Here is a 17,730-nt window from a genome sequence, read left to right as displayed (position 1 = left end):
CGATCGCCCTACAGTGAATCGAAGATCTCCTTCATCATCTCGGCACTTCGGCTCCAGCGATATTTTTCCGCGTGCAGGCTTCCTTTACGTTTGAGCTCGGCCCTGAGCTCAGCGGAATCGAGCAGGCTCCGCAACTTCTGCGCGATATCGTCCTGCGAATACGGATCGCAGTACAGCGCCGCATCGGCACAGACTTCCGGCAGTGCGGCCGATTGACCGACGACCGCCGGACAGCCATATCGCATCGCCTCGAGCGGCGGTATGCCGAAGCCTTCGTAGATCGACGGGTAAAGGAAGCACGCCGCGTTCTGGTATAGCGCCTTCAGTTGCTCGTCGCTGATGTAGCCCACGTACTTGATGTTCGGTTCGGCCGCCGAGAGATGATCCTGCTTGCCGAACACGGTGGTGTTTTGCATACCGACGATCACGAGATCGACGGACGGATCGTTGATCTGCCGGAACGCCGCGATCAGCCGGCCGAAGTTCTTGGTAGGGTTCATGCTGCTGACCGCGAGCACGAACCGGTCCGGCGTCAGCGCGTGCTTGTCGAGCACGCTCGTGTCCGGTTCCAGGGCATCGAGATGGTCCGCACCAAGTGGCACGACGCTGATCTTGTCGGCGGAAACGCCGCAGTGATGCGCGAGGCGATCCCGCGAGAAACTGGAGTTGGTCAGCACGCAAACGGAGGTTCGCGCGAGAATCCAGAACATGATCCGGTACCACATGCGAAACGGCCGGGAGAAATGCGCGGGCGTGTCGAACACCGCCGCGTCGTGCATGTAGATGATCTGGTTGCCGATGAAAATGGATGCCGAATTGCTGAGATTGACGATGCAGCCGCGGCGCGCGAACAACGGGAGAACCAGTTGCTCCCAGACCACCCCCTTGTAAAACCCCACCTTGACCGTCTTCGCGCCGCTTATCTCGACGCCGGGCTGCGGCGGCACCAGCACGGTCACCGGCTCCTGCGGCTGAAACTTGATCAGTGCGGCGATCAGTTCGCGCGCGACGCGTTGCACGCCGGTTGTTTTCTGCGTCGTGAATCGTCCGTTGTATACGAGTTGCTTCGAGTTCTTGAAAGCGGTCATGTCGATAAGGGAATGTCGAAATCGGAATCAGGCTTTGACGTGATCCGGTACAACCGGCTTGAAGTCGCGCGTGTCGACACGCGGCTCGTCGGTGTCGAGTCCGTAAAGACCGCGCCACTGACGGAAGATCGCGTTCATCGAAAATCGCTGAATCGCCCGCTGCCGGGCAGCCGCACCCATTTCCTCGCGAAGCTGCCGGTCGTCGCGGAGCAGGCTCAGATATGCGGTCATCTCGTCGGCGTTCGACGCGACGTAGCCGGTCACGCCGTGAATCACCACGTCGCGATTGCCCACGACGTCCGTCACCACGGCCGGTATGCCGGCGACCTGCGCTTCGATCAGCGCGACCGGCATGCCTTCCCAGCGGGAAGTCTGGACGTAGATGTCCAGTTCCGATGTCAGCGCGAGCGCACGAGCGCGAGTTACCCAGCCGCTGCAGACGACGGCGCGGCGCTGGACGGGATCCGGAATCTCGGCGGCGTCGCCGCCGATCCAGAGAAACTCGATGTCCGCGCCATGCAGCTCGTCGGCGAGGCGTACGAATGCTTCATGATTCTTCTGGAACGACGCCCGACCGCTCATCCCGATGACGACCTTGTGATCGTCGCGCGTTCGACGCGGCGGAATCTCCGCCGCATTCACGCCGTTTTCCACCAGGACCGCCGACTTCGCCCGCACCTTTCCCCTGATCTCGGCGAGTTCGCTGCCCGAGCACGCGACGATGGTTCCGCCGATATGCGCCGCGATGCGTTCGAAGTTCAGGTAGGCGTACTGCTTCATGCGCGATACGTCGCGGCGCAGGAACGAGAGTCCGTGCGGCGAGTAGAGGACCCTCGCATCCGGGGCGGCGATCCGGGCGGCGACTCGCCCCAGCACGCCGGCCTTCGACGAGTGCAGATGAATCGCGGTCGGCTTGCAGTCGCGCAGGTTACGGACCAGCGAACGCAAGCTCCGCAGGTCCTGTTTGATGCTCACCTCGCGCGCCATGTCGACGTACGTGAGCTTCACGTCGGGCAGGAACAGCGTTGAAAAATCGGTCGGGGTTTCCGGTCGGATCGAATGCAGCACCGTCACGTCGACACCGGTTGCCGCGGCATGGTTCGCGAGATGGGTCAGCATCGACAGCACGCCGCCGCCAAATGCCTCGGCAATATGAACGATCTTTTCTTTGGTCATCTTCGGGTCCAGCGATCCGATCGCACATTCATCGCCCATCGTAACGATGAGCAGCTGAAAATCGTGCGGTCTCGGTGTCCGGTTCGTTAAACTATGCATTCCTTATTGATAAATGCATGGCAGTCGTGGCCATTGGATCCTGCTGTCGCGGTCGCATGTGTGAGCTGGCGAGGCGGCCCGGTGATTTCAGCCGATGCAATATCGGGTAGACGTTGCCGGCGCGCACCGAACACGATGCAGCACGAAGCATCCATGTCGCGTTCTACGTGGCGGCTAGATTCCTCGGAACATCGGATGCCGGCGTTCGACTACGACGACTGGAGACGAGAACGCGGCGAAATCCGGTCAGTGCGCGTGAATCCACTGGTCCGGATCATTGTGCAGCGCATGCGCGACCCACTGGGTGCGATGGCTTACCGAAGGCGCGATTCGGCGCCGGAAGCGCGGGTCCCGCGCTGCTATCGAGCGTCGGCGCGACGACCGGATGACTTGCGCACGCGTGCGAGAGGGTTGGAGATGTAGCGAATCGCGTGGTTGCTGAGCGTTGCTGACGGCAGCAGGCATGCGAGTGACAACCCGGCGACGGCCACCTTCTTGGCAGGACCCCAGAACGGATTGCGGAGCACGGTTTGCCAGTAGCGCCCGGATTCGCACAGGAACCAGCGCCAGCGTCGCACGAGCGGCGCGCGATATAGGGTGCTGGCGAAGCGGGCCTTTTCGATCGCGAAGTCGAGCGGCGCGATCGGTAACGCCTCGTGCAGCCGCGTGCCGGCGATCATGCGCAGCGTCGACCACCGGCGTTCAGCCTTCTGCGCGCCTGTCGCGGCGTCTTCCGAATTGGTGAGGGCAAGGGCTGGCGTGCCGTCGGCCGGGCGCGTATCCGGCTGCTGATGCACGCGATAGCCGCCGAGCGTTGCATCGATCATGTGCACGTTGCCGAGCAACGCGATACCGTAGATCGCGTAGAAGTCGGCGCCATGCAGGTTGTCCGGGGTGACGGGCACCGGAAAGATGCGCTTGAGCGCATCGACCCGATATGCGTTGCCCGATGCTGGCGGCGACGGGTACAGCCAGCCCGCGCGCAGCAGGCGGCCGCAATCGGTGTCGACGGCTGACTGCGGCACGCTCGCCCCGGTCATCGCACCGTCCCGTGCGATCACGTCGAGCCGGAAATGCACCTTCACGAAGTCGCCGGACGCGAACGCTGCGAGCACGCGGATCGCGGCGTCGTCATAGAGCAGGTCGTCCGCGTCGAGCAGAATGACGTAGCGCGTCGTGACGTGCTCGAGCGCGCGGTTGTATGCGGCAACCTGACCGCGATTCTCCTGAAACACCGCCGTCACGCGCTCGCCGTACGAGCGAATGATGTCGCACGAATCGTCGGTGGAACCGTCGTCGACAACCAGCACGCGTACATCGTGCGCGGTCTGTGCGAGCGCCGAATCGATCGCGTCGCGCAGGTACGCGCCATGATTGTAGTTGCAGATTGCGATGGTCAGGTCGGTCATGAACGGGTGCTGAACGAGCGAAGGGCGGGCGATCCGGGTGCGGCGCGCGTGGTGCTCTCCCGGGCGCACTGCACGTCGGGACCACGACGCCGGATCGGGTGCGGCCGGTGCCTTTGGGCGATGCCGTAGCACGGTCGCGTCGCGTGATGGCCATGATACGCGTCGTCGATCGGCAGTCGGTTCGCGAGCCTACCGTTCTGCGATTCGCTTCAAGGGAAGTGCGATGGTCAACGGCACGCGAGATCGCGCCGCGAGAGCGGGGTGCATTGGTCTGTTGACGCACCGAAACCCGGCTGTTTCGAATGGTCTAATCGAACGTATCTTATCGCCCGCTTTTGGCGGTATCACGGGCAGGCAACCAGGCCGGCATGCCGTGTTCGGTTGCGCCAGCCGACGCGCACGAAGTCATTCGAGGGAGCAGATTCGATATGCGTAGATCGCAAAGCCCGTTTCTCGCATGCGCGGCGATCGCCGGCATGTGCATGGCAGGCGGCCCGGCGTGGCCGGGTATTGCCGTGGCGGCAGTCGGTACGCCCGCACCGGGCGCGCTTCATGCGAACGTACCGGATGCGTACGTTCGTCCCGCCGCGGACGGGGGGGATCAGACCGACACGCTGCAACGTGCGCTGGACGCGTTGCAGCCGGGCCAGCGACTGATATTCGCGCCGGGGCGGTACGTGATCGGCCGCTCGCTGGTCGTGCGGCAGCCGAATGTGGTGTTGTCGGGCTACGGCGCGACGCTGATCGCGACAACTCCCGACGACCAGACGATCGAGATGCGCGGCGACGGTACGACACTCGTCGGCTTCCGGCTCGCGGGAACCGGCACGACGCGGCTCACGACGCCCGCGTCGACGAAGGTCGAGGTAACGGGGCGCGGCGTGCAGGTCCTCGACAACGTGGTCGACGGCGGCGCCGGCGCCGGCATCTTCGTGTTCGGCGGCGCGGACGTCGCGATCGTCGGCAACGAGGTGCTGTCGACGCTGGCGGACGGCATTCACATGACGCACGGCTCGCACAACGTGCTCGTGCAAGGCAACGTCGTGCGCGGCACCGGCGACGACATGATCGCCGTGGTGAGTTACCAGGCGGAAGGCGTGCTGACGCGTAACGTGCTGATTACCGGCAACTCGCTGGAGGGCAATCCGTGGGGCCGGGGCATCACGGTGGTCGGCGGTGCGAACGTCACCATCTCGAACAACATCGTGCGCAACGTGCAGGTGAGCTCGGGGATTCTCGTCGCGCAGGAAGACAGCAACCGCACCGCCGGCTCGTCCGACATCCGCATCGAGCGCAACTCGATCGCGGATATCCAGACCGCGACGGGGCGGCCCGATCCGCGCCCGATCACACGGCAGGCGGCGATCGAGGTCAGCACGTGGTCGGGTTCGGTGTCGCGCGTGACCGTGATCGGCAACCGCGTATCGCACGCGCGATTCGACGGCATTCGTCTGTGGGGAAACGTGTCCGGCGTACGTATTGCTGACAACCAACTGTCAGAGATCGGCGGAATGCCGGTCCGGATCGACCCTGCGCACGATTGCGCGGCCGGCCGGCCGACGACGGCATCGGGAGGGCGAGCGAAGGGCACGCCGTGTGCGGCCGCGCTTCAGTCACTGTCGGCCGCGAGTGACGCGGTCGGCGCGGATACGTCGTTGTTGCCGCGCGTGCGCGAGTCCGTCCGGCAGGCGCGCTGGTCGCAAGGCGGAATCGACTGATGGTGCGTCGCGTGGGACGCCGGTTTGCGGCGGCACGCGGTGAACGGACCGCCGCCGCTTGTCCGCGCGGCGGCACCCGTCATCATCGCGCGCGCCGCCGCGATCGGCACGCGCCTACCGGATGACGCCGCGTTCCGCGACTTCCTCGTCCGGTTCGCGCGAGGCGAGCGACGCGCGCTGCGGCGCGGTCTCGACAACCGGCCGCCCATACAGATCGTCGAACCGCACGATATCGTCTTCGCCGAGATAGTCGCCCGACTGCACCTCGATGATCTCGAGCGGAATCCGGCCGGGATTCTCGAGACGGTGGACCTCGCCGACGGCGATGTAGGTCGATTCGTTCTCGCTGAGCAGAAAGGTTTCGTCGCCGCGCGTGACCTTCGCGGTACCGCGCACGACGATCCAGTGCTCGGCACGGTGATAGTGCATCTGCAGCGACAGCCGCTTGCCGGGCTCGACGACGATCCGCTTCACCTGGAACCGCTCGCCGAGGTCGATCGAATCGTAGTGTCCCCACGGCCGCTGCACCTTGCGGTGTTCGCTTGCCTGCGGGCGCTGCTCGGTCTTCAGGCGCGCGACGATGTTCTTCACGCGCTGCACGTCGTGCTTGTTCGCGACCAGCACCGCATCGGGCGTCTCGATCACGACGACGTCCTTCATCCCGACGCACGCGATCAGCCGGCCTTCCGAGCGCACGAAACTGTCCTGCGTATCCTCGAACACGATCGGGCCGCGCGCGACATTGCCCTGATCGTCCTTCGGCATGATTTCCCAGATCGCATCCCAGGTGCCGACGTCCGACCAGCCCGCGGAAAGCGGGACAACGATGCCTTCGATGCCGAGTTCGGGGCTCTGCGCGAGGCGTTCCATGACCGCATAGTCGATCGAGTCGGACGGACAGGCGTCGAAAGCCGCCGCGTCGATTCGGAAGAACGGGTCCTCGGCGGTGCCCGCGCGCCATGCCGCGTCGCAGGCCGCATGGATGTCGGGTGCGAGCGTCCCGATCGCTTTCAGCCAGATTGATGCGCGCGTGATGAAAATTCCGCTGTTCCACCAATAATCGCCCGAATGCAGGTAGCGTTCGGCGAGGGCGGCGTTCGGTTTCTCGACGAACCGCCCGATTGCATAGCCGCCTTGTCCGCCGAGGCGCCCGGCGCGCGGTTCGCCGACCTGGATGTACCCGTAGCCGGTTTCCGCGCGGCGCGGCAGCACGCCGAGGGTGACGATCGCGCCTTCCTGTGCGTAGCGCGCCGCGCGTCCGATCGTTTCCTGGAATGCGGCGACGTCGCCGATCACATGATCGGCCGGCATGACCACGAGGATGGGGTCGTCCGCAAGCGCACTGGCGTCGAGCGCCGCGAGCGTCAGCGCAGGTGCCGTGTTGCGCGCGGCCGGTTCGAGCAGGATACGGGGAGGCGCCGCGCGCCCGAGCACCTGAGCGGCGCTCATGATGCGATGCTGTTCACCGCATACCAGCAGCAGCGTGTCGCCGAGTGCCGCGTTCGCGATGCCGTTCAGGCGGCGCGCGGTCGACGACAGCGGCGATTCGTTCGAGGTCAGCTCGATCAACTGCTTCGGATACTGCTCTCGCGACAACGGCCAGAGGCGCGTGCCCGAACCGCCGGCGAGAATGACGGGCAGGATGCAGGGCAGCTCCGGTTCGGGAACCGGGCGAAGGGTGGCGCTCATCGATTGACTCCGGTATCGGCGGACAGCCGGTTGTGTGCGCAGCCGTCGACGCGCGCGTCCTCGTCTCGCGATCGCGGCGCGGAGAGGCTCCGCGACAGGAGCTGGCGCAGCGCGCCGGCGGCGCGGCCTGCCGGCCGGACGAGACCGACGAACGGCACACCCTGTTCCAGATAGGGGCCGTAAGCCTTGCGGAATCCGAAACGCTTGTAGAAAGCCTGGCGCTGTGCGGGCACGTGCGTGCGCACGGACACGTCGGGCCATGCGGCTTGCGCGGCCGTGAGCGCGCGCTGCATCAGTTGCTCGAGGGTGCGGTCGTCGCGACATGCCTCGCTCGTCAGTACCTTGTCGATCACGACGTCCGGATCCGCGTCGTCGCCGGGGAGCACGCGTGCGTAGGCGACGACTTCCGTCGTGTCGCCCCTGTGCATGCATGCGAACACGTGCAGCGCATGCGCATCCTTGCCGTCGATGTCCAGATGCGTGTACGCGTCCTCGACCACCAGCACCGCGTTTCGCGAGCGCAGGATTGCGTAGAGATCGATGGCGCTCAGATGTTCGAATTCACAACAATGCCATTCCATGATGCCGTCCTCGTGTGAAGCCTTCAGCACGCCGGGCCGCATCAACGCGTTCGTTGCGTGCGGCCCAACGATATCCATGATGCGGATGCGGCGCGCGGCGGTCTGTTCGAAAGCGTACTCACGCTCCCGTTACTCCTGATTCGCCGGGCCGATGCCGACTGCGCAAGGCGTGCCGCGATCGGGGCAATGTGCGGTAGCACACGGTGGCCGTATGGCGGCTTTCCCATAATTGACGCATCGCGACGGCCCGCTGCGAAACGCGCAGCGAGGTCGTCCGCATCGAACGAAATTGAAGGACCGGGGGCCTTGCTTGAAGATTGAGATCGTTCATGGCGGGCAGGTCGCGCATCGCGATCGGCTGTCGCTCGCACGCCACCGTCTATCGCATCGCCGATTTCCTCGCGGTGCGCGCATCCTTCATCTGGCCGCGATCATTTCGCCGCGCCGGCCAACACGCGCATACTTGCCATTCCGCGTTGCCCAACTCTTTTGGCGCTGCGCGCGGGCTTGCGCCAGCGCCGAGCTTGTCGCATTGGCATGCCGGCAGCGACGGGAGATGGCGCGACAGGCATGGACCTCATGCTGCATCGCGACAGGAGACGGACGATCCGGCCGGCCGCTTCGTTACGATGTTGTAACGGGCGCGCCCGGTTCGCCCGCGTTCGATGTGTCACGCCGGCGTCGCGCTGGACGCGCGATTACCGACGCACGAAACATGTTGTCCGGACTTTTTGTGCGATTCAGGCGAGAATCGCGGGCAATGGGAGGCACCGATCTTGCAGAAAAGTGGGATTTGCCACTGATTGACAGGAATGGTCGTAGATAATCAAATCTGAGTCGCTAAATGCGCGCCGCGACGGCGGAGCGGCAGCGTAATGGCCTGAATTGTTATTTATCTTTTGGTAACAAGGCCATCTCGATACGGGGTGTAAATTCAGGAGCAGATGAAATGAGGTCACCATTCCGGAAGCGGGTTGGCAGCCATCCGGTTCAGCATCGGGCGCGACTGTCGTGTACGACGCGACGCAAATGCGGACGAAATTTCCGTTTGCCGACGTGCTCCGCCTGACGGCGCGTCGCATGAAAGCCGGAACGCCTCGGCTCCCGTGGCCGCGCGTTCCCTTCGAGTTCGATGACAACGAGGCCGGATAACATCCGGCTCGACCTCCGGGGGCTCTCGCCTTGTGCAGTTTCGATCTTCGCCAAAGCTGCGGAAACGCAGTAGGGACAGGCGGCCATGCGCCGCCGACCGCAGCGCACGCGAACGATTCGCGGAGTGGAGAAAGTGATGGTTCGTTATGAATATGCCAATAGCGCGCGATAACAGCGCAGGCGGGGGGAGGACTACCGTGCAGCGTCCTCTGATTTACTGGACCCAGTCGCCGTCCGTCATGCTGCGCAAGGAGCTTGCTCGGCGCGACTGGAAAGTGACGGTCGTTGCACACGCAAACGAATTGCGCGACACCTCCGGCGAAATCACCTGCGGCATCCTCGACCTGAGCGGCGGCCACGCCGACGCGATCGGCAGCATCGCGTCGACTTGCGCGTCGATGCGCGATGTCGTATGGGTCGCGCTCGTCGAAACCGGCCAGACGGCCTCGCCGAACGTGCGCGCACTGTTGCGCGACTATTGCTTCGACTACATCACGTTACCCGCGTCGCACCAGAGAATCGCCGATACGGTCGGCCATGCGTACGGAATGGAATGCCTGTTCGCGCGCGATCGCGAAGCCCTCGAATCGCGGGAGCACGGCATCGTCGGCACCTGTAGCGCGATGCTGCGGCTGTTCGATACGGTGCGGCGCTTCGCGCGCACCGACGCACCGGTGTTCGTGTTCGGCGAAACGGGAACCGGCAAGGAGCTGACGGCCGTCGCGATCCATCGTCATTCGGAACGGCGCAACGGCCCGTTCGTCGCGGTCAACTGCGGTGCGATCCCGCCCCACCTGCTGCAATCGGAACTGTTCGGCTACGAGCGCGGCGCGTTTACCGGCGCGAACGCACGCAGGATCGGCTACGTCGAGGCCGCGAACGGCGGCACGCTGCTGCTCGACGAAATCGGCGACCTGCCGCACGAGAGCCAGGCGAGCCTGCTGCGCTTCCTGCAGGAGGGCGCGATTCATCGCCTCGGCGGCAGCGATCCGGTGCCGGTCGACGTGCGGATCGTCTCCGCGACCCACGTCGACCTGCGCGAAGCGATGGAAGAAGGGCGTTTCCGCGCGGACTTGTTCCACCGTCTGTGCGTGATGCGCATCGATCAGCCGCCGCTGCGTGCGCGCGGCAAGGACATCGAGCTGCTCGCCCATCACATGCTGGAACGCTTTCGTGGCGACGCGCGCCATCGTGTGCGCGGCTTCTCGACGGATGCGATCACGGCGCTCTACAAGCACGACTGGCCGGGCAATGTCCGCGAACTGATCAACCGCGTGCGGCGCGCGGTCGTGATGACGGAAGGGCGCCTGATCACCGCGCAGGACCTCGAGCTCGAATACTGTCTCGACGCCGCCTCGCCGTCCGTTGCCGATATCCGCAAGTCGATCGAACGTGAAGCGATCGAATCCGCGCTGCTGCGCACGCGCGGACGCGTCGCCGCTTCCGCGCGCGAGCTCGGTGTGTCGCGTGCAACACTCTATCGCTGGATGGAAGCGTACGGAATCGAGCGGCCGCGCGGCACGGGATCGTCGGACTGACGTGTGCGGCGCGGCCGTGCGACCGTGTGTGTGGTCCCGGTCCCGGTCGCGTCAGCCGGCCAACGCGGCGCGCACGGTTCGTGCGGCGTTGACCGCGCGGATCTCGACGGTCGGTGGCGCGCCGGCGGCCGGATGGTCGCCGGCGTTATCCTGCGGCACGAGCGCGACGCGTGCCGGCGTGCCGGGCGCGAGATCGAACCAGTCGTCGCGCGGCACGAAGCCCGGTGCGTCGATCTGCACGTGACGCGCGACGTGGCGCGTATCGATGTCGACGTGCCACGTGTCGCCGGTGCGCGACACGCATGCCTCGATGCCGGGTTCGCGGCGGGCGAACACGGCCGGGTGCGTGCGGGACGGGAAGTAGAAGGCCTGCGACAGCAGCGTGCCGTCCTCGGCGCGCAGCGTCGCGACGACGGTATCGTGCTCGCACGGGCCGAAGCGATACGCGTAGGTCCAGTCGAAGAAGCGGCCGAGCAATTCGGCCGAATCGAGCCGCACCGTGCCGTGCGCGGCGATCCGGAGCGGCCCGCCAGCCCGCGCGACCGGCGTGCGGCCGTCGCGCAGCGCGACCAGCTCGACGGCTGCCGACAGCGGCGCCGGCCGCTCGTTGATCACGTGCACGTCGAGCCCGTTCAGCCCTTCGTCGACGAGCAAGACCTGCACCGGTTGAAGTACCTGGCGCAGCGCATACCATGCCGATTTCGGCCGATGCGTCGCATCGAGCAAGCCCCATCCGGCGCCCGCCATCACGTCCTGGAACTGCCAGACGAGCGCACCCGCGCAGCGTGAGCCGGTGCGCCGCCATTCCGAGAACGTGTCCCGCATCAGGTCCGCGATCACCGCGCGCGACAGCTCGAAGTAACGCGACGGGTCCTCGCGCCGCAGGCGGTCGGGTGCCACGTCGTACAACGTCTGCAGATAGTGATCGCGAATATCGTCGAAATCCCACGACGTGCCGGGATCGCGCGGCACGGCCGCTTTCCAGCGCGGCTCGTGTACGCCCGGCCAGCCGAGGCTTGCGAGCATCGCATCGCACGGCACGTTCGCGAACGCGAGGCATTCGCTTGCGAAGCGCACGTCGGCGCGACGCGCGTCGTCGAGCGGGCGAAGGTACGCGCCGACGCCATAGTAGTGCGATACGCGTTCACGCGGCATGAACGGCAGCACGCCGCCGTCGGGCGAGTCGGGGACGTAAAGCGCGTCGGGCCGTCGCTTGGCCACATGGCCGGCGAGGCGCTCGGCGGTCAGTGCGAGGAAGCGCTGTTTCGGCCCGAGCCCCGACATCGCGGCCTGCTGCGCGATCTCGCTGCCGCCGCACAGCACCGCGAGCGATGGCGACGCACGGTGGCGCGTGAGGAACTGTTCGACTTCGCGATCGACGGCGTCCGCGAACGCGTGATCGTCGAGCGCGTAGTCGAAGTTCGCGAACATGAAGTCATGCCAGACCAGCAGTCCGAGCCGGTCGCACCACGCGTGGAATGCGTCGGCCTCGTACGCCATCGTGCCGCCGACGCGAATCATGTTGAAGCCTGCGTCGCGCGCGTGTCCGAGCAGCCGGCCATAGGTTGCGTCATCCGCGTGCAGTGCGAGCGGTGCAGCGCTGCTCCAGCAAGCACCGCGCGCGAACACGCGTACGCCGTTCACGCGCACGCCGAACCCTTTGCCGTCGTCGCCCGCATCCTGCTCGATCGTGCGAAAGCCTGTCGCGCCGAGCGGCCGTCGGTCGGCGCCGATGTGTAATGCGACGTCATAGAGCACCGGTTCGCCGTGCGTGTGCGGCCACCAGCGGCGCACGTTCGGCACCGCGACGCTCGCGTGCAGGCGGCTGACGCCGCTGCGCTCGAGCGTCGCGTGGTGCTCGCCGCACGACAGCCGGGCCGTGAACGCCTCGGGCAGCGGTCCGGCGAACGCGAGTTCCGCGTCGAGCCAGCCGGTGTCGCCGTCGATGCGCGCATGCAGGTCGCAATGAACGAGAACGGGGCCGTCGGCCGGATCGAGCACGTCGACGGGCCGCCACGGTCCGGTCGGCACGCAGCGCGGAAACCAGCCGGGCATGTGTCCGAGCAGCGACGTGCGAACGGCGCGCAGCGTCGCCGGGTCGACCAGGCGCGTGCGCCAGCGTGCACGCCGCGGTGCGCGCACGTCGCGCAGGTGCGGCGCGAGGGCGCGGAAGCAGACGGTCAGCCGGTGCGTGCCGTCGAGCGACACGGACACGTCGTGCGCGACGAACATGCTGTCCGAGCGCAGGATCGGCGTGTCGTCGAGCCATGCTTCGGCGAGTGTCGCGAGGCCGTGAAAGCGCAACACGCGCGGCCCGTGCCCATGCAGTTCGACGCGATACCAGTGGTCGCGCTCGGCGAGCGACGCCGTGTCGTGGGGCCGTCCGGCCAGCGCGAGCGCTTGCGCGACCGTGCCGGGGACGGGGGCGGCGACCCAGCCGTCGGCGGGAAGATCGAGCGGCCCGCGCGCGGCGCCGGCGGCCGTGGCGAGCATCGACCACGCGAGCGCGGCTGGGGCGCGCATCACCGCATCAGCGGCACGGGGGCCGCGTCGCCGCGAACGGGTGCCACGTGCTGAAGCGGCGGGGTGATCTGCCGCGCGCAGTCGATCAGGTCGGCGTAAGCCGCTTCGATCGCTTCGAGCGTCGCGTCGCCGCGCTCTTCCTTGCCGCGCGCGCAGGCCCGCGCGAGCCGGAACTCAAGCACCATCGCCTCGGACGCGATGCGGTCGCAGGCGATGCGAATCTCGGCGAACGGTCCGACGCAGCCACTTGCCTGCAGCCAGCGCGCGTAGTGGCCGAACAGTTCGAAGTTCGCGCCGAGTTGCCGCACCGAATTGAACGAGTACGCGTGGAACCGTTCGAGCGGAGAGACGGCGAGTGATTTCGCATCGATCTGCAACTGGCGCCGGAACATCGTGACCGGATTGACGACCGGCAGGCGGCGCAGATGGCGCTGCAGCGACGCGAGCGAGGCTTCGCACAGTGCGCGCTCGTCAAGCGGCGCGAAACGCCGCTTCGCGCACTCGACGTAAGGCGGCAGCGGCATCGGCGAACCGCCGCCGACGAGGCCGTCGTAGTCGATATCCTCGGCCACGTAATAGCCGCTGTTGTGGAAGTAGCCGATCTGGCGGCGCGTGCGATCGATCGCGTCGATACCGATCGTCGTCTTCGTATGCTGCGTGCGGTAGCTGCTGCCGCGCGTGTCCGGCAGGAACCACGCGTCGACTTCGACGATCATCAGGTGACCGCGCGCGACCTGCGTCTCGATGTGCTGGTCGAGCGGCTCGTAGATGGAGTGTTCCTGCACGACGATTCCGTAAAGTCGCTCCAGTTCGTCGTGCGGAAACTTGAAGAACGTGAACTGGTCGCCCTCGAAATCGAGTGCGATCGTAAACGGCAGTGCCGCGTACGGATTGAGGCCCCACCACCGGAGCACCTCGAGCCACATGTCGACGTAGCAGTTGGTCTGCTTCCAGACCATCTCCTGACTGTGCAGCGGGTGCGGCCGGTAGTGGCGTGCGCGGTGGCGCACGTCCTCGAACGACGCATCCTCGCCGTCGCGGGACACGAATTTCATCGCGTACCCCACAGCACGTCGCGAACGTCGGCAGGCCATGCGTCGATGTCGAAACCATGATGACGGAACAGCGCGAGCGTCAGCCGCTCGAGGCCGAAGCCGACACAGCCCGTGTGCGCGACGTCACCCGTTGCAGTGCGGATGTCCCACAGCAACCCGAAGTGATCCATGTGGTAGTTGAAGCTCAGGCACGCGGTCTGGCGATCGTCGTGCTCGATCGGGATCAGAAGCTCGAACTTCAGGTTCTGCTCGCGCTGGCTGTTCGCGACGATCTTGCCGCCGCGCCCGAAGAACGGATCGTTCGCGAGATCGATCGCGTTCGGCAGCCGCAGCGCCTCGATCATCCGCGTGCCGCGCTCCATCCACGTCGCGCGGAACGCGACGATCTGCTCGGGCGTGCCGATCTGCACGTATTCACGCATCCGGAACAACTGCATGCGGGTCGGGTCGAGCGACGGCTCGTGGCGGAAGCAATACGAAAACACGTCGACGATGCGGCCGTGGTCAGGCAGTGCACCCGCGCGCGCGACGACCGGATAGACCGGGTAGCAGGCGGCCGGCGTCATCACGACGTAAGTCGGCTTCTGGCTTTCGGTCCAGTCCTCGCCGCGGTCGAGGCACTGCAGCACGCGCTGGTGACGCTGTTCGTCGCCGCAGAACGCGTGCACGCTGCCCGCGAGTTGCGGGAAGCTCTTCATGTATTCGCTGCGCTCGAATTCGGTGCGGCTCATCGCCGGCGGGAAGCGCAGCACTTCGGCCTGCTGGTCGGCGCCGAGGCGCGTGACGAAGGCGTCGAGCGCCTCGACGACGCGCTCGAACCGTTCGCTGCGGCCGAACAGGCCCTGGATGCCGGTCGACACGAGCAGGCCCGCATCGATCAGCTCGTCGCGCAGCGGATTGACGCCCGCGCGGTCGAGCGGCGCGTCGGACGGGGTGGCGGCGGAGGGCACGGACAGGCGGTCGTTCACGAATGGATCTCCAGCGTCGCGGGACGCAATGCGAGCAGCAAGCTCGCGGTATTGGCGGCAATGCGGTCGTTGCTGATCATCAGCGGCGCCGCGTGCAGGTCGCGCAGATGGCGGCCGATGCTGAACGGCGTGCCGTGCTTGTAGCCGGCCATCCCGCAGATCATCATTGCCTGCTGTGCGACTTCGAGCGCGGTCGACGACACATAAGTCTTCAGCGTGTTGATCTCGGCAGCCCAGGCCATGCCGGCCGACCACGAGCGGGGCGACGCGCTGGCATAGAGGCGCAGTACGTTGTCGACGCGGGCTTGCATCGCCTGCATCAGCGCAAGCGATTCGGCGATGCGCCGCGACGCGGGCGACGGCGCGCCGTCAGTCTGGCGCGCCTGCGCGCGGAAGAACTGATGCGCACGATGGAACGCATCGCCGGCCACGCCGATCCACACCGCCGCCCACAGGATGTGCGAAACCGGCACCATCGTCTGTTCGGCGATCTGCGCGAACGGCACGGGCAGGCATTGCTCGGTCGCGCCGTGTGCGTCGAGCACGAAGCCGTTGCTGCACGTTCCGCGCATGCCGAGCGTGTCCCATTCGCCGCGGCGCGTGAGCGTATAGCCGTCGCGCAGCAGGGTAACGAGCACCTGGTCGGACGCCGGCGCGTCGGCGTCGCGCCGCGCGGTCGCGAGGATACCGTCCGCATAGTCGCCGTACGAGATCGTCGGCGCGGACTTGTGCAGCCGGAATTCGCCGCCGTTGGTCGCGAGCGCGCACTGGCTCGCGCGCAGGTTGCCGCCGACGCCGTCTTCCGACGTCGCCGACGCGAGCAGCCACTGATGGCGCACGAGCTGCTGCAGGAACAGCTTGTGCCAGCCCTGGTCGGCAGCGTGATGGACGATGCAGGCGACCTGGATCTGGTGCATCGCGAACACCATCGCCGACGATGCGCAGGCCTGGCCGAGGATCGAGCATGCCGATGCGATGTCGGCCAGCGATGCGCCGGCGCCGCCGAGCTGGGCCGGGACCATTGCGCTCAGCAGGCGGCGCGCGCGCATGGCCTCGATCGCTTCGACAGGGCAGCGCGCGTCGCGATCGACCGCATCCGCGTGCTGGGCGGCGATTTGCGCGACCGCGTGCGCGGCCTCGTCGAGCCGGCGCGCATCGTCGTCGGCCGCGAGTTCGGGAAGCAGCGCGCTCATGCGGAATGCTCGGAGCGTTGCAGCGTAGCGATCGTGTCCGCGAGCGCGTCGATGCTGCGGAACAGATTGCGGTTCAGCATCTCGTCGGGAATCTCGATGTTGAACTGCTTCTCGATCGCGAGCATCAACTGGATCGTGTCGAGCGAGGAGAGGCCCGCTTCGTAGAGGTCGTCCCCGTCACCGATCGAATCGATCGCGGCTTCGAGGTGGGCAACGTGCTTGAGGATGGTTCTGATTTCGTTTTTCACGTGCTGCTCCGGCGTGTGTGATGTCGTCCGCACGGTCGGACGCGCGCAGCGCGCTGACATCCCCCCGGCAGTCCGGCATCAGTAGACCATTCGCAAGCACGGCGTTCTGTACGCCACCCTACAATCGGCTGACTCGGATCGCACGCGTGCGCCGAAACGGCGTGCGCATCACGCGCGTGCCGCGGCGGTCACGCTCGAGTCGGCCGACAGGATGCGCTTCATCTCGTCGCGCACGATCGCGCGGCAGCCGCACGACATTTTCTCGAGGCCCGCAAGATCGGCAAGCTCGATCGAGCTCCGGTACTGTCGAATCAGGCCGAGCTTCTGAATCTCGCCGGCTGCGTCCGTGACCGTTTCGCGACGCACGCCGAGCATCTGCGCGAGCATGCTGTGGGTGACCTGGATCTCGATGCTGCGCGACCGGTCGTAGGCAAGCAGGAACCATCTGCATAACTGATGTTTGAGCACGTGATGACGGCTGCAGAACGTGATCTGCGATACCTGGGCCATCAGCAGCCGCACGCAGACAAACACCAGGTGGCGAATCACCGGCGACGCATCGAAAGCGGCGGTGAATATGCGTCGGTCCAGCCGGTAGACGAAGCCGTCGCGGCATGCGACGGCACGGCACGGCATCCGGCCGCTGCCGCCGATCACGTCGTCGCATACGACACTCTCGCTGCCGATCTCGGCAACTTCCAGCGTCATGCCGCCGGACGAAACGTACTGCAGCGAAATCGCCGTCGTTACGGGCAGGTAAACCGCTGCGAGCGTTTCGCCGGGCTCGCACAGCACCTGGCCCGATTTCAGGTGAACGAGCTGAAGATTGGCAATCAGCGTGGCGCGTTCCTCGCGGTCGAGGGCCGCGAGGAACCGGTTGGCGTCGAAGCTGTGGGAGAGCTCGATCATGCCGTTCGCGTGGGCGACGGCGTCATTGGCCTGGTGGGTCACGGCGCATCCTCGTAGGGGGCGGTCGCACGTCGCGCGGCGGCATCCCCGGGGATTTAGCACGCGCGTGCGGATTTGTGTTCGTCGAAATTCGAATGACGATGGCGAGAAAAGGCTAGCACGCAATTGAATTCGATAAATTGCGCACTACGTCACTTCACAAAGTTTGACGATTCAACGTAAATGAAAATGTTATATGGATTTGAAGATCATGCTCTAAAGAGTTAATCGCGTTGATATGGATCGACGGATAAGTCGAGAATTCGATGTCGATCCGGAATCAATCGAGAAGTGACGGGTATCGTACATGTAAAACATTAAGAATGCATCTAGCATTATTTGACA

At 65.9% G+C, this 17,730-nt stretch carries 13 protein-coding genes; 2 read left to right on the top strand and 11 right to left on the bottom strand.

The window, feature by feature from the left end:
- Positions 1-8: 8 nt before the first annotated feature.
- The 3 genes from BTE28158_RS23385 to BTE28158_RS23375 form a co-directional block, all read right to left on the bottom strand.
- Complete coding sequence (locus tag BTE28158_RS23385; protein WP_151048805.1) at positions 9-1,088, bottom strand: glycosyltransferase family 4 protein; 1,080 nt, start codon at positions 1,086-1,088, stop codon at positions 9-11.
- Positions 1,089-1,115: 27 nt separating this feature from the next.
- Positions 1,116-2,264: a glycosyltransferase gene (locus BTE28158_RS23380; RefSeq protein ID WP_151048804.1), complete on the bottom strand. Its 1,149-nt coding sequence runs from the start codon at positions 2,262-2,264 to the stop codon at positions 1,116-1,118.
- Between the two features lie 458 nt (positions 2,265-2,722).
- Positions 2,723-3,772, bottom strand: coding sequence for a glycosyltransferase family 2 protein (locus tag BTE28158_RS23375; RefSeq protein ID WP_151048803.1), 1,050 nt, complete (start codon positions 3,770-3,772; stop codon positions 2,723-2,725).
- Between the two features lie 428 nt (positions 3,773-4,200).
- Between BTE28158_RS23375 and BTE28158_RS23370 the strand changes: the two genes are divergently transcribed.
- Positions 4,201-5,490, top strand: a complete 1,290-nt coding sequence (locus BTE28158_RS23370; RefSeq protein WP_151048802.1) for a right-handed parallel beta-helix repeat-containing protein — start codon at positions 4,201-4,203, stop codon at positions 5,488-5,490.
- Between the two features lie 114 nt (positions 5,491-5,604).
- On the opposite strand, the gene BTE28158_RS23365 is transcribed toward BTE28158_RS23370, so the two are convergent.
- Positions 5,605-7,179, bottom strand: a complete 1,575-nt coding sequence (locus BTE28158_RS23365) for a mannose-1-phosphate guanylyltransferase/mannose-6-phosphate isomerase (RefSeq protein ID WP_151048801.1) — start codon at positions 7,177-7,179, stop codon at positions 5,605-5,607.
- Positions 7,176-7,760 (bottom strand): GNAT family protein, encoded by a 585-nt coding sequence (locus BTE28158_RS23360; protein WP_151048820.1) that lies wholly within the window; start codon positions 7,758-7,760, stop codon positions 7,176-7,178. The genes BTE28158_RS23365 and BTE28158_RS23360 overlap by 4 nt, the downstream gene beginning before the upstream one ends.
- A gap of 1,298 nt (positions 7,761-9,058) precedes the next feature.
- Between BTE28158_RS23360 and BTE28158_RS23355 the strand changes: the two genes are divergently transcribed.
- Entirely contained in the window at positions 9,059-10,450 is a 1,392-nt protein-coding gene (locus BTE28158_RS23355) for a sigma-54 dependent transcriptional regulator (protein ID WP_059599264.1), read from the top strand.
- A 51-nt stretch (positions 10,451-10,501) separates the two neighbouring features.
- Here BTE28158_RS23355 and BTE28158_RS23350 read toward each other — a convergent pair whose 3' ends face one another.
- The 6 genes from BTE28158_RS23350 to BTE28158_RS23325 all read right to left on the bottom strand — a co-directional run bounded on the left by BTE28158_RS23350 (position 10,502) and on the right by BTE28158_RS23325 (position 17,388).
- Positions 10,502-12,973 carry a glycoside hydrolase family 2 protein gene (locus tag BTE28158_RS23350; protein WP_239007375.1) on the bottom strand — a complete coding sequence of 824 codons (2,472 nt, stop codon included), beginning with the start codon at positions 12,971-12,973 and terminating at the stop codon, positions 10,502-10,504.
- Complete coding sequence (locus tag BTE28158_RS23345) at positions 12,973-14,028, bottom strand: DUF1839 family protein (protein ID WP_151050906.1); 1,056 nt, start codon at positions 14,026-14,028, stop codon at positions 12,973-12,975. Before BTE28158_RS23345 ends, BTE28158_RS23350 begins: the two co-directional genes overlap by 1 nt.
- The gene (locus tag BTE28158_RS23340; protein WP_059599267.1) at positions 14,025-14,996 is read right to left on the bottom strand and encodes an amino acid--[acyl-carrier-protein] ligase; all 972 of its coding nucleotides are present in this window, start codon (positions 14,994-14,996) and stop codon (positions 14,025-14,027) included. Before BTE28158_RS23340 ends, BTE28158_RS23345 begins: the two co-directional genes overlap by 4 nt.
- The gene (locus BTE28158_RS23335; protein WP_151050904.1) at positions 14,993-16,189 is read right to left on the bottom strand and encodes an acyl-CoA dehydrogenase family protein; all 1,197 of its coding nucleotides are present in this window, start codon (positions 16,187-16,189) and stop codon (positions 14,993-14,995) included. The genes BTE28158_RS23340 and BTE28158_RS23335 overlap by 4 nt, the downstream gene beginning before the upstream one ends.
- On the bottom strand, positions 16,186-16,437 hold the full coding sequence (locus tag BTE28158_RS23330; RefSeq protein WP_047903457.1) for an acyl carrier protein: 252 nt from the start codon (positions 16,435-16,437) through the stop codon (positions 16,186-16,188). The genes BTE28158_RS23335 and BTE28158_RS23330 overlap by 4 nt, the downstream gene beginning before the upstream one ends.
- Before the next feature lie 168 nt (positions 16,438-16,605).
- Entirely contained in the window at positions 16,606-17,388 is a 783-nt protein-coding gene (locus tag BTE28158_RS23325; protein WP_174920115.1) for a Crp/Fnr family transcriptional regulator, read from the bottom strand.
- Positions 17,389-17,730 lie beyond the last annotated feature (342 nt).

Source organism: Burkholderia diffusa (genome assembly GCF_902499115.1).
GTDB lineage: Bacteria > Pseudomonadota > Gammaproteobacteria > Burkholderiales > Burkholderiaceae > Burkholderia > Burkholderia diffusa.
Note: the sequence above shows the minus strand (reverse complement) of the source record. Positions and strands in the feature narration are given on the sequence as shown.